Genomic DNA, 14262 nt, shown 5'->3' on the forward strand with positions numbered 1-14262 from the left:
GTTGGCTGCCTTTTAACAAAGTTTAACAGCCTAAAAGATAGAGAAGCACGTGAGCCTATTTAGGTAGTATTTGATTGTGGTCAAATTTATTCAATTTCTAGGCCTTCAGTATCCAAATCCTCTAGTTCGTCAATGGATTCATTTTCCAATTGTTGCTCTTTTTGCTTTAATTCTTCGGTATTGCCAACTTCTGCGCTAGAGAATACCCCTTTATAGGTTGCAAGGCTTATGGAAAGAATGGTTAAAATAAAAATGAGCTGCACCGCTTTCTTGGAGCGATCTTTGTCCATATAAAACGCGAAGATTCCTGCAATAAGAGCAACAACGGCAGGTATAAACGACATTTGTGATAGAGGCGTTACCGCCAAAACTACCGCTAAAACGGCGGCTATAAATCCTAAAATAAGAAGTGCGTGTCTCATAAATTTTAATGCTTAGAGGCTTGGCCTCAATTTGTATCTTTAATCGGTATCCAAACAGCCCATCTTAGGGCATTGAACATCGAACTGAATTGGTCTCAATTCAACATCCCACTCGCGCGCTTCAACTTAAGCTCGCCACTGCCCACAGCAATTTTGAACTTGGCATAAATGGGTATTTTGTTGGCATCTGCACTCAGCCAAATCAGGTTGTCATTGTTGCCTTTCAATACATCACTGTTTTTGAGACTTATGGCCAATTTATAACATTCCGTTTTGCCGAGTACTGAATTTAAGGTTTCTTTACCGAGGTATTTCACATTGATGACCATTTCTTTGTTGTCAAAAATAATGGTAAAATTTTGATTGTCCCCAATCTTGGCCTTGTGAATCTCCATGTTGCGAATGTAATAGAGCGTTGTGACCAGATCTCGCGTAGCATTGCCAATTTTTACCGTTTTCTTTTCCTCAACAGTAGAGCCATCTTTCTTGAGCTTGCGTTTTAGGCTGGCAACTGTATTGGTTTTATGGTCAAACTTGTATTTCATGAATTTGTTGTAGCCACCTTCATTGATGTCCCTATTGTATAAATAGGGCGTCAAACTGCTTGGGCTCACATAACTCTCGTACAAATCCCTGATCTTGAAAAAACTGTCCCATTTGGTGTAGGTGGCTGCGGTGCATTTCAACTTCATCAATTTGGATTTTGAAGTGTTTACTTCGCTGGTTTCCATAGTCACTTCTGCTAAATCTGTAAGTAGGCCAGACATCACGTAGGAGGCACTGTAGGTCAATTTTTCGCCAATGGCAATGCTGGTGTTTTGGGATAGCGCTTTCGCGGAAATGAGTAGTACAAGACTCAAAATAATGCGTTTCATTTAGCTTAGGTTTTGGCGACGAAAATACTACTAATTCGAATGCCTTGCCTATTTTTCGTTCAATATAATTTTTGTGAAATAACGGAAGCTAAAAATCCTAAATTCCTCTTAAATGATGTCTAAGATTTCGATTGGGCATGCGAAACTTCGTAACTTGGTAATGCTTAAAAAGCTGCCGTTGGTTATAAAAGGCACAATGTAATTTGAAGCTTTCGATTACGACAGAAACAATCAGACTAAAATTCACTAAAACAAAACAAATATGCTCACTTGGAAAGATGTTATCAATTATTCAGTCAAAGGCAATCCAGAACCAGACCGTCGCGTAGAAAAATCAGACAGCGAATGGCGAGAAGAGCTCACTCCAGAACAATTTAAAATCGCACGTCAAAAAGGTACCGAAGCTCCAGGAACCGGCGCGCTGTGTAGCATTCATGATGAGGGTCAATACAATTGTGTGTGTTGCAACACGTCATTATTTGACTCGACCATCAAGTTTGAATCCAGTTCGGGATGGCCAAGTTTCACACAACCCATCACCAAAAACGCCATCAAGTACGAAAAGGACACCAAATTTGGTATGGTTAGGGTAGAAGTGATGTGCAATGTGTGCGATGCCCATTTAGGGCACGTGTTCCCAGATGGTCCTGAGCCAAATGGACTGCGCTATTGCATCAATTCTGAATCCATGGTTATGGACAAATCGGTAAAACCGGCGCATTAATGGCTAAAACGCAATTGGAACAATTAATTGTTGGTGGTGGCTGCTTTTGGTGTATCGAAGCTGTTTTCAATGAGCTCAAGGGCGTTACTAAAGTAGTGTCGGGGTATGCTGGTGGCAGCGTGCCAGGAACGCCAACCTATCGTGAAGTCGGTTCTGGGTTAACAGGCCATGCCGAAGTTGTTCAAGTTACCTTTGATGCCAATAGCATCTCGTATCGCGACTTGTTGCACATCTTTATGAGCAGTCATGATCCCACGACCTCAAATGGCCGTGAAGCTGATTTCGGGTCACAATACCGTTCGGTTATTTATTATGGCAATGCCATTCAAAAGGAAATTGCATCTGTCATTGTGAACGAATTCTCAGCCTATGTGGAGCGTCCCATAACTACTGAAATCAGTCCTGCCGAAAAATTTCACGCGGCTGAAGCATATCATCAAAATTATTATGCCAACAATTCATCGGCAAGCTATTGCAAGGCGATCATCGCCCCAAAATTGGCAACATTGCGCAGTAGATATGCCGATAAGTTGAAATCAATCCCTGTATAATCTCATACTGCAGGCCTTAATGCAAAACGAATGAAGCTCAACATAAAAAACACGTTTACCAAGCAATTACCGGCAGACCCATCTTCGGAAAACACCAGAAGACAGGTTGCCAAGGCCTGTTTCTCTTATGTGGAACCCAAAGCCACTAAAAATCCCAAACTGCTTCATGTATCGCCAGAGCTATTGGAAACTTTGGGGATTTCAGCGGAAGAATCTGAGTCTGAGGAATTTTTGAAACTCTTTACCGGCAACGCTGTCTTACCAGACACCAAGCCTTATGCGATGTGTTATGGCGGACACCAATTTGGGCATTGGGCCGGTCAATTGGGCGATGGTCGTGCGATTAATTTATTCGAGATAGCACAAAATCAACAGCAGTGGGCTTTACAATTGAAAGGCGCTGGCGAAACTCCGTATTCTAGAACGGCCGATGGTTTGGCGGTTTTGCGTTCTTCAATTCGGGAGTATTTGTGCAGCGAGGCGATGTTTCATTTGGGCGTTCCAACCACGCGAGCATTGAGTTTGGCGCTTACTGGCGATCTCGTGCTTCGCGATGTGATGTATGATGGGCATCCAGGCTATGAGAAAGGCGCAGTGGTATGCAGGGTAGCGCCAAGTTTTATCCGCTTTGGTAATTTTGAGCTCTTGACTTCAAGACAAGACGATGCTACTTTAAAACAGTTGACCGATTATACGATTGCTCAATTTTTTCCGCAGTTGGGCAAGCCTTCAAAAGCGACTTACATTTCCTTTTTTGAGGAGGTGGCCAAACGCAGTCTCGAGATGGTCATCCATTGGCAGCGCGTTGGTTTTGTGCATGGCGTCATGAATACAGATAACATGTCCATTTTGGGCTTGACCATTGATTACGGGCCATACGGTTGGTTGGAGGCTTATGAAAAAGGCTGGACACCCAACACCACCGACCGCCAATTTAAGCGCTACAAATATGGCGCCCAGCCCGATATGCTGTTGTGGAATCTCAATCAATTGGCAAATGCGCTGTATCCCTCAATTGAAGACACTGAAGGTTTGGAGCGTATTTTAAACGATTTTAGAGACCAGTATTTTGCTGGCTATTTGAAAATGATGCGGTCTAAATTAGGCTTATCAATTCAAGAACATGACGATGCCTATTTAATCACTGATTTGGAGCAGCACTTAGAATTGACCGAAACCGATATGAGCATCTTCTTTAGAAATTTGGCTAATTTCTCTTCGGAAAAGCCTTCGGAAGGCTTAGAGGTTGTTCAAGATGCGTTTTACAGTATCGATGAAGTTTCCGATAAAATAAGACAGCAATGGAACGCATGGTTCGAAGCCTATGCCAAAAGGCTGAAGCTGGAGCGAAACACTTCCGAAGACCGAAAAGAGAAGATGAATCAAGTGAATCCAAAATACGTGCTTCGCAATTACATGGCTCAGCTCGCTATTGATGATGCCGATAAAGGCAATTACGAAACGATTGATGAGCTTTTCAAATTATTGAAAAGACCCTATGATGAACAACCCGAACATCAGAAATGGTTCGCCAAGCGTCCGGAATGGGCGCGACATAAAGTAGGCTGTTCCATGTTATCTTGCAGTTCCTAATGGGCTTGCTTCAAAAGATACGGGCTTTGGCTGTTGGGTATTCAAAAGTGGTTTATCAAGAAAAAAAATACGCGGTTACCCGCAGCGATTTCAATAATGGCAAAAGCATTAAACTAGTTGCTGAAGAGTTGGGTGGCAGCGATTTTATAAGCTTAAATTATTATATTACAACTAGCAAGGAAATCCTTAAACCCTGCGAAATGCCAGTGGTAAAGGTTACTGATTTTTTAAATAACTATAAATTAATTAAATAAAACACACAATGAGCGATTATAAAAAAGCATACATAGCAGGAGGCTGTTTTTGGGGCATGGAAGACCTTTTTAGAACAAGGCCCGGAATCATAGATACCGAGGTGGGTTACATTGGAGGCCAAAATGAACATCCAACCTATAGAAGCCATCCAGGTCACGCTGAAGGGATTGAAATCACCTACGACCCAAATGAAACCTCTTTTAAGCGAATTTTAGACTATTTTTTTAGAATCCACAATCCAACAACGCTGGATCAGCAAGGTAACGACATGGGCTCGAGCTATAGGTCGGCCATATTTTTTCAAAATGAAGAAGAAAAGCAAGAAGCGCAAGAGGTAATAAAAATAGTGGATGATTCCAACAAATGGGAAGGAGATGCCGTAACTACCTTAGAGCCTTATTCCACATTTTGGGCGGCAGAGCCAGAACATCAAGATTATTTGCAAAAAAAGCCGAATGGCTATACCTGCCATTTTGAAAGATTTGATAAATCGTTCCTCTAATCGCTTTGAAGCGTTATTTATTTATTGGAAAAGCGATGAGCAGTAAATTTCAAAATTCGACTTTTTTAGCTGAAAGAGACTGATTTATAAAGTATTGGTCTTCAGTAAGAATAGTCGTTTTTTAAAAATCAAACATAAATACATGGTATTTAGGATCAAGAATTGAAAACAATAAAATTTGATAATTATGAAAGCAATTTGGAACAATGAAGTCATTGCTGAAAGCGATGAAACGGTGGTCGTGGAAAACAACCACTATTTTCCCCAAGACAGTATCAAAACCGAGTTTTTTAAGCCCAGTCAAACGCACAGCAGTTGCCCATGGAAAGGTAAAGCGTCTTACTACAGCCTAGAGGTGGACGGTAAAGAAAACAAGGATGCGGCATGGTATTATCCGGAGGCTTCGGAAAAGGCAAAAGCCATCAAAAACCACGTTGCCTTTTGGAAAGGTGTTGAAATTAAAAAGTAGAATTTGCTCTGAAAAATCTAGTAAAAATAGCATTTGGAGGCGGGTGTCATTGGTGTACGGAAGCCGTTTTTCAAGCCCTGAAAGGCGTTGAAAAAGTGGAACAGGGGTATGTGGCTTCGGTTGCTGGGAATTCCAGTTTTTCTGAAGCGGTCATTGTGCATTTTGATGAGGATGTGATTAAGGTGGAGGTCTTGATGGAAATTCATTTATTGACGCACAACAGTGCCTCAAACCATGCGATGAGAACGAAATACCGCTCTGCCATCTACATTTTTTCCGAAGCACAGAAATTTGAGGTCAATCTGGCTTTGAATCGGATAAAAGCGAATGCTTCAGAAAAAATCATTACTAGCGTTTTGGAGTTTTCAGCATTTGAACCTTCCCGAGAAGCGATTCAGAATTATTATCAGAAAAATCCCAGCAAGCCGTTTTGTGAACGCTATATCGCTCCAAAATTGAAGATGCTTCAGCAGCAATTTTCAGAGGTGTACCAAATTAGAACTATCAAATAATTCAATTCAAACAATTTCAAATGGATCAGAACAGCCTTACAATTAAGAATAAAAACGGACATCAATTGAACGCTACTTTAGAACTGCCCGCCAATGGCAAGCCTGCGGCCTATGCTATTTTTGCGCACTGTTTCTCTTGCAATAGTGATTATAAGGCTGTGCGGAATATTAGTAGGGCGCTCAACAACCAAGGTTTGGGCGTGATTCGGTTTGATTTTACGGGTTTGGGCCAAAGTGAAGGCGAGTTTGCCAACAGTCATTTCTCGGCAAATGTGTCCGATTTATTGGCAGTCAACGACTTTGTGACTGCGAATTATAAGGCAGCCTCCTTGCTGGTTGGTCATAGTTTGGGAGGTGCTGCAGTGATTGTGGCCGCCTCAAAATTAGACAACATCAAAGCGGTGGCAACTATTGGAGCGCCATCACATATTGATCACGTGATACATCATTTTTCACATGCCATAGAGGAGGTTGAGGAAAAAGGTGATGTTGAAGTTTCCATTGGAGGAAGACCCTTCAAAATCAACCAAGAGTTTGTTGAAGACTTTAGCAAAACCGATTTGCTTGCGATAACAAAAAGTTTAAGAAAGCCGATACTCATCCTACATTCCCCAACCGATAAGATTGTGGGAGTCGATAATGCTCAAGAATTGTATCAACATGCGATGCATCCCAAAAGCTTCATCAGTTTGGATGCCGCCAACCACTTGTTGACCAACAATGCCGATAGCCTTTATGTGGGCAACATGATCGGTAATTGGGTAAAGCATTATTTGGATTCAGAAAAAAATCAAATGTTGGATATAGAAGGGGAACAATTGGTGGCGCATTTGAATCTTTTGGAAGATAATTTCACCACCACCATACAAACAGAAACCCACAGTTTTCTGGCCGACGAGCCAGAATCGGTAAAGGGTGACGATTTGGGACCTTCGCCCTATGATTTATTGAGCAGCGCTCTGGCTTCTTGCACCGCCATGACCCTTAAACTTTATGCGCAACGTAAAAAATGGGATTTGCAAGAGGTTTTTGTTTATATCACCTACTCCAAAAAACATGCGAATGACTTAATGGGCCAAGGCACAACTGGCTCAAAAATTGACCATCTGCAAAAGAAGCTCAAATTCATTGGTGATTTAGACGCGTCCCAAAAAGAACGATTAAAGGAGATTGCCTCCAAATGCCCAGTGCATAAGACCTTGATTACCGAAACGCTTATTGAGACTGAAGTGATTTAATCTTTCAATAATTTGTTTACATAGTTTTTAGGAAGCTTGGGAAATGATGGTTTCTGTGCTATTCCGACTTCAAATGTGAAATCTGTTGTTGGAGTTTCTTTTGCGTTTTAGCTTTCCGTTAGCTTATAAATGAAGTTCCCACATTTGCTTTATTTTAAATTGTCTTTGTAATCATTGCATGTTCTGCTGAAGTGATTTCCGGATTTTAGTATCTGCCCTTATTCATTCTGAAATCCTTTATAGAGATTGAGTTTACATGTCTTGAATCCCTCCAAAGGGTTTTATTCCTCGAGGCTTGCCTCTAAATGCAAAAAAGATCTTTCAATGCATACCTTGTGGGCTTGCCCCTAGGCTATTGGTTTTTCTCAACGAAAAATAGTCGATATTAGTTGTGTTCTTTATGTGCGCATAGAATTCAATACATTTGACAAAGAAAAACAATGTCTCTTAAAAATATTGATATACAAGGTCTTAACCAGGAACAAGTTTTGGCCTCAAGAGCAAAACATGGTTCCAATATTCTCAAATCGAAAAAAAAGAACCATTTCCTTGAGGCGATAAAGGGCTTGGCCAAGGAACCCATGGTCATTTTACTTTTGGTTGCTGCAAGCTTGTATTTTTTTACCGGAAATACCGGGGATGGCCTATTTCTATCAGCCGCAATTCTTTTGGTGGCAGCCATTTCACTCTACCAAGATGCCAAAACGCATAATGCTCTTGAAAAGCTCAAGGATCTTTCACAGCCCCACTGCAAGGTCATCCGAAATGGAACTGTTGAGGAAATCAAAAGCGAAGCAGTAGTTGTGGGTGACTTTTTGATGGTGGAGGAAGGTTCAACCATTGTTGCCGACGGGACTATTGTACATTCCAATGATTTCTCGGTGAGTGAATCGATATTGACGGGAGAATCTTTTTCCGTCGAGAAAGAGGCCACTTCCAAAGACAACCAAATTTATATGGGTACCCAAGTGGCGGGAGGGCTCGCAATCGCTGAGATTTTTGCGATTGGGAACCAAACAAAAATGGGGAAAATTGGGAAAAGTATTGAAGATATTTCTTCTGAAAAAACCACACTCGAGTTACAGATAAATAATTTTGTAAAGAAAATGGTCATCGCGGGGACGCTGGTCTTTCTAGTGGTCTGGGGCATTAATTATTACAATTCTGAAAATGTTTTAGACAGTCTTCTGAAGGCTCTCACGCTAGCCATGAGCATTTTGCCAGAGGAAATCCCGGTTGCCTTTGCCACCTTTATGGCCATTGGCGCTTGGCGGCTTATGAACATGGGGGTTATTGTAAAACAGATGAAAACTGTTGAATCCTTGGGCAGCTCTACAGTAATTTGTGTGGATAAAACAGGCACGATTACCGAGAATAAAATGCGGCTGGATAAGATGTTTACCTTGGAAACCAATAAAAGCACCCCAGTAGTTGCATTGCTTTCCGACAGTGAGAAGGCCCTCATCACCACTGCAATGTGGGCCAGTGAACCCATTCCCTTTGATACAATGGAACAATCGCTGCATCATTTTTATGAAACCAGCATAGAAACTGATGAAAGACCCAATTTCAAAATGGTTCACGAATATTCGCTGGGAGGGAAGCCCCCAATGATGACCCACATTTTTGAAAATGCATCTGGAAATCGCATCATCGCTGCCAAAGGCGCCCCGGAGGCTTTGATTGCCGTTTCGCAGTTAAGCGATTCCCAAAAGGCTCATCTAAAAGAGAGAATTGGCGAGTTGGCTTCGGAAGGTTACCGTGTCTTGGGCGTGGGGCTTACAAATTTTGAAGGACAAAATTGGCCCAAAAAACAACAGGATTTCCATTTTGAATTCAAGGGTTTGGTTGCTTTTTATGATCCACCAAAAGAAAATATTACCCAGGTATTCCAGGACTTTTACAATGCGGGAATCCAAGTGAAAATCATCACGGGGGATATTGCCGAAACCACTGCGGCCATCGCAAAAAAAGTAAATTTTATTGGTTCAGAAGATGTTGTTTCGGGAGATGAGCTCATGAGTTTGAATGCTTCGGAACTTCAAAAAATCACTTCAGAAAAAAACATTTTTGCACGCATGTTCCCCGAAGCAAAGCTTAAAATAATCAACGCGCTCAAAGCGCAGGGTCACATTGTGGCAATGACCGGCGATGGTGTGAACGACGGCCCTGCGTTGAAAGCCGCACATATTGGTGTGGCAATGGGAAAGAAGGGTACCGAAATAGCAAAACAGTCAGCATCACTCGTTTTAGTGGATGATGACCTTTCGAAAATGGTGGATGCGGTGGCCATGGGCAGAAAAATCTATTTCAATCTTAAAAAGGCAATTCAGTATATTATTTCAATCCATATACCCATCATACTGGCCGTTTTCATTCCATTGGTCTTAGGCTGGGTCTATCCGAATATTTTTACACCAATACACGTCATTTTATTGGAGCTGATCATGGGTCCCACATGTTCGATAGTTTACGAGAACGAGCCCTTGGAAAAAAATTCCATGCTTCAAAAACCAAGGCCTTTTTCCAGTACGTTTTTTAATTGGAGCGAACTTTTCACAAGTATCATCCAGGGCTTGGCCATTACCATTGGTGTGCTTGCCGTGTATCAAATTGCGGTAAATAACTTACAGAATGAAGCCATAACCCGCACCATGGTTTTTACAGCGCTTATAAGCGCCAACATTGTTTTGACTTTGGTAAACCGTTCTTTTATCTATTCCATTTTTACCACTTTCAAATATAAAAACAGATTGGTGCCCATTATGATTGGGATCACGGTAAGCATAACGCTAGCACTGCTATTCATTCCTCCATTTACTGAATTCTTTGGATTTGAAAGGCTAAGTATTGAGCAAATTGGAATAAGTGTTGGCATTGGAATGTTGAGTACACTGTGGTACGAAATCGTAAAATGGTGGAAACGACAACAACTTGCTAAAGATTAAGCATATAAAAGGATTTGATTGGTAAATGCACTATTTTTTGGAGACAAAGGTGTAAATTGGGTTGGTGTTAATTGCGCTTAATGCTAGTTGTAGCAAATTTGACAAAAAATCACATATGAATTGAACATTAAGTAAAAAAACATATTATGAAAACAAGAATCTTATTATTCCTATTAGGAATCGGACTTTTGAATAGTTGTGTTAACGATGATAATGCTGATTATCAATCAACTGAAATTAATTTCACGGAAATTGGAAAAGGAGCATTATTCGGAAATGGACAAGAAGGAATTTCTCAATCTAATTTAACAATTTCAAACACAAATGAATGGCAAAATCTAATCTCACAAATGAACTCTGTAAATAATGTAAGTGAGAATTTTACAGAAACTGACATAAACTTTAACGAATTTACTGTATTTGCAATTTTTCTTGAAGTCAAAGGACACGGTTGGGAAATTGGAACTGAAAATGTTATTGAAAATGAAAATAATATTTCTGTAACAACTCTAGAAAATGAAGCGATAAACTCAGTAATGACTCAACCTTTTAGTATTATAAAGATACCAAAAACAGAGAAAACGATAATAGTCGAATAGAAACTTGCCGTGTATAATTAGATGCTTGGTTTTGGTTTACCTACGAAAATCCTCGCAGATTTTCTATTCAGTTTTTAATTTGCCAACTTTTGTGCTTAACCACGCAACTAATAAGAAACAAAACCGTTCTTAGATACTTAAAAAATGAAAACACATAAAAAGAGAATTATCGGCGTTTTTATTTTATTTCTAATGGTGAGTTGTGCTTTAGAATCTCAATTTGCTTTACCTAATGATGAAAAAATAAACCCTGAATTCATCGGAGAATGGTATTCTGAAGAAAATGATGATGAAAGTATTAAAATCACGAAAAATGGAGAAAAATCTTATAGATTACAAGTGTTTGATGAAAATGAAACTAACGAATCAATTGCTTTCTCTAAAACCATCAAAGGCTTTAGTATTATGAATATTCAAACTGAAACCAAAGGCATAATTACCTATGTATTTTATGGTTTCAATGTTGAAGGTAATACGCTAACCTTTTCCGAAGTGAATGACAAACTACGACATGAAGAATTTGAATCGGAATCAGAACTTTTAAGGTTTTTCGAAGAAAACCTTACTAAAGAAGATTTTTTTATCAATCCTACCGAATTAAAAAGAAAATAAAAACGTATTGCAAGCCGTGTATATGGCATGGCGGGCGCTGTGTCTATCTGGAAAATCCACCCGGTATTAGGCTCGCGTGGGATTTTTAATTATTTGAAATTGATCGTAAAACTGATTTTTTTCAGTGGAGGTTTTTTTACTAGTCCTTGAATTTACCAAAACCATTTTGAAATGAAAATCGCATTTGTCGTTCTTCTCTCTATTCACGGCCTTATTCATTTGATGGGCTTTATCAACGCTTTTGGCTTGGCTGAAATTCCACAACTTTCACAAAATTTCTCAAAACCACAAGGTCTTTTGTGGCTCGCTGTTGCTCTTATGTTTGTGATTGTAGCTGTACTCTTTCTGCTGAAAAGCAATCTTTGGTTTTGGATTGCATTTGGAGCGGTAGTACTTTCGCAGGTTTTGATTATTATGAATTGGCAGGATGCGAAATTTGGCAGTATCGCCAATGTGATTGTGTTGGTTATTGCAATAATAGCATTGGCCGGGCGCCATTTTGAAGGACAATACAATCAGGATGTAGCCCAATCTTTTGAAAATGCAAGCATTTCCAAAGATGTGGTTTCCGAAGAAATTGTTTCCGAAAAGGATATTGAGAACCTTCCCGATCCCGTTCAAAAATATTTGAGATATGTAGGGGTGCTAGGCAAGCCCAAAATAGAAACAGCCAAAGCTATTTTTAAAGGGAAAATGCGTGAAAAAGGAAAAGATTGGTTTGCTTTCACTTCAGCGCAATATAACTTTTTTGAGAATCCCACCCGGTTGTTTTTTATGAAAGCGAATTTCAAAGGGCTGCCTACCCAAGGATACCATCGTTATAAAGATGAAGAGGCTTCTATGCTTATTAAGCTCTTGTCAATGTTCCCCGTTGTGGCTATAAAGGAGCCCGAAATGTTTAAAACAGAAACCGTAACCTTTTTTAATGATATGTGTCTTTTTGCTCCTGCTGCATTAATTGATGATAAAATTGAATGGCAAATTATTGACGATACATCTGTAAAAGCAACCTACACCAACAAGAAAGCGACCGTTTCGGCTATTTTATATTTTAACGAAAAGCATCAACTAATCAATTTTGTTTCAGCAGATAGAATGGATGTCAATTCCAACCAAAAAGTTCCATTTTCAACGCCGGTAACAAAATACGGGACTATCAACGGCTATAATTTGCCCGTTGCTGCGGATGCAGTTTGGCGATTTCCTGAAGCTGATTTTGTTTATGGGAAGTTTTATTTGCTGGACGTTCAGTATAATTTAAAAAATTTGGATTGAAAGAAACGTTTGTGTCGCGCAAAAAAAACTGCTATGCCGTGATTTTTTTTAGGATTATTTCACTAGCATTTTAGCTGGTCAAAACCGACGAGCTGATTTAAATCATGACTATTTAACCAAATCAATACTACATTTGATGTTATACTGTTAAATGAACACGGAAAACGCCATCTTATCCAAAACGAAATCATTCTTTGCTGAAATTGGCGATATGACGCTATTTGCCGGACGCTTTTTTAGGGAAGTTTTCAGTCCGCCATTTGAGTTTAAGGAACTAATGCGCCAATGCTACAATATGGGCAATCGGTCATTGTTATTGGTAAGTGTGACTGGGTTTATTTTGGGGCTTGTCTTTACGCTGCAGTCAAGGCCAACTTTAATGCAGTTTGGCGCGCAATCCTGGATGGCCTCTATGGTAAGTCTCTCCATTGTTCGCGAAATCGGGCCAGTCATCATCGCGCTTATCTGTGCTGGTCGAATTGGCTCCGGTATTGGCGCAGAACTTGGTTCTATGCGGGTGACAGAACAAATAGATGCGATGGAAGTTTCGGGCACCAATCCTTTTAAATATTTGGTGATTACCCGTATTGTCGCCACAACCTTGATGCTGCCTTTGTTGATCATCATGGGAGATGCCATCGCGCTTTTGGGTTCTGCCATTGTGGAGAATTTAAAAGGGAATGTTTCTTTTTTGCTCTATTTCAATCAGGTTTTTGATGCTTTGAAATTTTCCGATTTACTTCCGGCAACGGTAAAATCGGTTTTCTTTGGTTTCGCAATTGGCTTGGTGGGCTGTTATAAGGGTTATAATTGTGCCAAAGGAACCGTGGGAGTGGGAGAGGCATCAAACTCTGCGGTGGTTTATATCTCGATGCTGTTGTTTATAATTGATTTTATCGCCGTTTTTGTAACCGATATATTTTTTGACATCTAAATGAATTCAGAAAAAAACATAAAACCTGTACTCGAGTTAAAGAACCTCAAGAAAAGTTTTGGGGACAATCACGTATTGAAAGGGTTTAACCTCAAACTATTTGAAGGGGAAAACTTGGTCATTATGGGGAAATCAGGTTCTGGGAAATCGGTTATGGTAAAATGCCTTGTGGGTTTGATTCAGCCCGACAGTGGTAATATTACCATAAAGAATCAAGATATTACCACGATGGGTCAAACGGAATTGGATCTACTTCGCACCGAAATCGGTTTCCTTTTCCAGGGAAGTGCCTTGTACGATTCCATGACGGTTCGGGAAAATCTGGAATTCCCATTGCGGCGCCATAAAGATAAAATAGAAAATTTTCAAGGCACCGAATTTTCGGTAAAAGAAGCTTTGGAAAATGTGGGATTAGCAAATGCCATAGACTTAATGCCAGCCGAACTTTCGGGCGGAATGCAACGCAGGGTGGCCATGGCTAGAGCCTTAATTCTAAAACCTAAAATCATCATGTATGATGAGCCAACCACAGGTTTGGATCCCATTACCGCTAAGGAAATTATACAGTTGATGCGAAGCATTCAAGAGAAGTACAATACCTCTTCCATAATTATTACGCACGATGTGGATTGTGCTCGGGTCATTTCAAACCGAATGATTTTATTGGTAGATGGAACCAATTATGCCGAAGGAACCTTCGAGGAACTTTCGAATTCGAAAGATGAACAGATCCAGGCATTCTTTAAAAACTAA

16 protein-coding genes are annotated in these 14262 nt (G+C 40.2%); 14 read left to right on the forward strand and 2 right to left on the reverse strand.

Features of this window, described 5'->3' with window-relative positions; genetic code table 11:
• Positions 1-86: 86 nt before the first annotated feature.
• Together ESY88_RS01880 and ESY88_RS01885 are read right to left on the reverse strand one after the other, a co-directional pair.
• Positions 87-422 carry a CD20-like domain-containing protein gene (locus ESY88_RS01880; protein WP_147085202.1) on the reverse strand — a complete coding sequence of 112 codons (336 nt, stop codon included), beginning with the start codon at positions 420-422 and terminating at the stop codon, positions 87-89.
• A 95-nt stretch (positions 423-517) separates the two neighbouring features.
• Complete coding sequence (locus ESY88_RS01885; protein ID WP_147085203.1) at positions 518-1297, reverse strand: DUF3108 domain-containing protein; 780 nt, start codon at positions 1295-1297, stop codon at positions 518-520.
• Positions 1298-1559: 262 nt separating this feature from the next.
• On the opposite strand from ESY88_RS01885, the gene msrB reads away from it, so the two are divergent.
• The 14 genes from msrB (at position 1560) to ESY88_RS01955 (ending at position 14262) form a co-directional block, all read left to right on the forward strand.
• Complete coding sequence (msrB, locus tag ESY88_RS01890) at positions 1560-2021, forward strand: peptide-methionine (R)-S-oxide reductase MsrB (RefSeq protein WP_147085204.1); 462 nt, start codon at positions 1560-1562, stop codon at positions 2019-2021.
• Complete coding sequence (gene msrA / locus ESY88_RS01895) at positions 2021-2572, forward strand: peptide-methionine (S)-S-oxide reductase MsrA (protein ID WP_147085205.1); 552 nt, start codon at positions 2021-2023, stop codon at positions 2570-2572. Before msrB ends, msrA (ESY88_RS01895) begins: the two co-directional genes overlap by 1 nt.
• Before the next feature lie 30 nt (positions 2573-2602).
• Positions 2603-4165, forward strand: coding sequence for a protein adenylyltransferase SelO (locus ESY88_RS01900; protein WP_147085206.1), 1563 nt, complete (start codon positions 2603-2605; stop codon positions 4163-4165).
• A gap of 26 nt (positions 4166-4191) precedes the next feature.
• Entirely contained in the window at positions 4192-4419 is a 228-nt protein-coding gene (locus ESY88_RS01905; RefSeq protein WP_317128649.1) for a peptide methionine sulfoxide reductase, read from the forward strand.
• An 8-nt stretch (positions 4420-4427) separates the two neighbouring features.
• Positions 4428-4922: a peptide-methionine (S)-S-oxide reductase MsrA gene (gene msrA / locus ESY88_RS01910; RefSeq protein WP_147085208.1), complete on the forward strand. Its 495-nt coding sequence runs from the start codon at positions 4428-4430 to the stop codon at positions 4920-4922.
• Positions 4923-5109: 187 nt separating this feature from the next.
• Positions 5110-5391, forward strand: coding sequence for a DUF427 domain-containing protein (locus ESY88_RS01915; RefSeq protein ID WP_147085209.1), 282 nt, complete (start codon positions 5110-5112; stop codon positions 5389-5391).
• Positions 5392-5417: 26 nt separating this feature from the next.
• On the forward strand, positions 5418-5903 hold the full coding sequence (locus tag ESY88_RS01920) for a peptide-methionine (S)-S-oxide reductase (protein WP_317128651.1): 486 nt from the start codon (positions 5418-5420) through the stop codon (positions 5901-5903).
• A gap of 20 nt (positions 5904-5923) precedes the next feature.
• Complete coding sequence (locus ESY88_RS01925) at positions 5924-7141, forward strand: bifunctional alpha/beta hydrolase/OsmC family protein (RefSeq protein WP_147085211.1); 1218 nt, start codon at positions 5924-5926, stop codon at positions 7139-7141.
• A 440-nt stretch (positions 7142-7581) separates the two neighbouring features.
• The gene (locus ESY88_RS01930; RefSeq protein ID WP_147085212.1) at positions 7582-10089 is read left to right on the forward strand and encodes a cation-translocating P-type ATPase; all 2508 of its coding nucleotides are present in this window, start codon (positions 7582-7584) and stop codon (positions 10087-10089) included.
• Between the two features lie 146 nt (positions 10090-10235).
• Positions 10236-10688 carry a hypothetical protein gene (locus tag ESY88_RS01935; RefSeq protein ID WP_147085213.1) on the forward strand — a complete coding sequence of 151 codons (453 nt, stop codon included), beginning with the start codon at positions 10236-10238 and terminating at the stop codon, positions 10686-10688.
• A 144-nt stretch (positions 10689-10832) separates the two neighbouring features.
• Complete coding sequence (locus ESY88_RS01940) at positions 10833-11300, forward strand: hypothetical protein (protein WP_147085214.1); 468 nt, start codon at positions 10833-10835, stop codon at positions 11298-11300.
• A 171-nt stretch (positions 11301-11471) separates the two neighbouring features.
• Positions 11472-12575, forward strand: a complete 1104-nt coding sequence (locus tag ESY88_RS01945; RefSeq protein WP_147085215.1) for a DUF6544 family protein — start codon at positions 11472-11474, stop codon at positions 12573-12575.
• Positions 12576-12726: 151 nt separating this feature from the next.
• Positions 12727-13509: an MlaE family ABC transporter permease gene (locus tag ESY88_RS01950; protein ID WP_147085216.1), complete on the forward strand. Its 783-nt coding sequence runs from the start codon at positions 12727-12729 to the stop codon at positions 13507-13509.
• Positions 13510-14262: an ABC transporter ATP-binding protein gene (locus tag ESY88_RS01955; protein ID WP_147085217.1), complete on the forward strand. Its 753-nt coding sequence runs from the start codon at positions 13510-13512 to the stop codon at positions 14260-14262. It begins immediately after the preceding gene.

The sequence above is a fragment of the Subsaximicrobium wynnwilliamsii genome, assembly GCF_007997225.1.
Taxonomy (GTDB): Bacteria; Bacteroidota; Bacteroidia; order Flavobacteriales; family Flavobacteriaceae; genus Psychroserpens; species Psychroserpens wynnwilliamsii.

What these genes read in the sequence shown, in the direction of transcription:
- ESY88_RS01950 (WP_147085216.1), top strand. Translation starts at nt 12,727, where the DNA reads ATGAACACGGAAAACGCCATCTTATCCAAAACGAAATCATTCTTTGCT.
- msrA (WP_147085208.1), top strand. Translation starts at nt 4,428, where the DNA reads ATGAGCGATTATAAAAAAGCATACATAGCAGGAGGCTGTTTTTGGGGC.
- msrB (WP_147085204.1), top strand. Translation starts at nt 1,560, where the DNA reads ATGCTCACTTGGAAAGATGTTATCAATTATTCAGTCAAAGGCAATCCA.
- ESY88_RS01915 (WP_147085209.1), top strand. Translation starts at nt 5,110, where the DNA reads ATGAAAGCAATTTGGAACAATGAAGTCATTGCTGAAAGCGATGAAACG.
- msrA (WP_147085205.1), top strand. Translation starts at nt 2,021, where the DNA reads ATGGCTAAAACGCAATTGGAACAATTAATTGTTGGTGGTGGCTGCTTT.
- ESY88_RS01885 (WP_147085203.1), bottom strand. Translation starts at nt 1,297, where the DNA reads ATGAAACGCATTATTTTGAGTCTTGTACTACTCATTTCCGCGAAAGCG.
- ESY88_RS01935 (WP_147085213.1), top strand. Translation starts at nt 10,236, where the DNA reads ATGAAAACAAGAATCTTATTATTCCTATTAGGAATCGGACTTTTGAAT.
- ESY88_RS01900 (WP_147085206.1), top strand. Translation starts at nt 2,603, where the DNA reads ATGAAGCTCAACATAAAAAACACGTTTACCAAGCAATTACCGGCAGAC.
- ESY88_RS01945 (WP_147085215.1), top strand. Translation starts at nt 11,472, where the DNA reads ATGAAAATCGCATTTGTCGTTCTTCTCTCTATTCACGGCCTTATTCAT.
- ESY88_RS01925 (WP_147085211.1), top strand. Translation starts at nt 5,924, where the DNA reads ATGGATCAGAACAGCCTTACAATTAAGAATAAAAACGGACATCAATTG.
- ESY88_RS01940 (WP_147085214.1), top strand. Translation starts at nt 10,833, where the DNA reads ATGAAAACACATAAAAAGAGAATTATCGGCGTTTTTATTTTATTTCTA.
- ESY88_RS01930 (WP_147085212.1), top strand. Translation starts at nt 7,582, where the DNA reads ATGTCTCTTAAAAATATTGATATACAAGGTCTTAACCAGGAACAAGTT.
- ESY88_RS01955 (WP_147085217.1), top strand. Translation starts at nt 13,510, where the DNA reads ATGAATTCAGAAAAAAACATAAAACCTGTACTCGAGTTAAAGAACCTC.
- ESY88_RS01880 (WP_147085202.1), bottom strand. Translation starts at nt 422, where the DNA reads ATGAGACACGCACTTCTTATTTTAGGATTTATAGCCGCCGTTTTAGCG.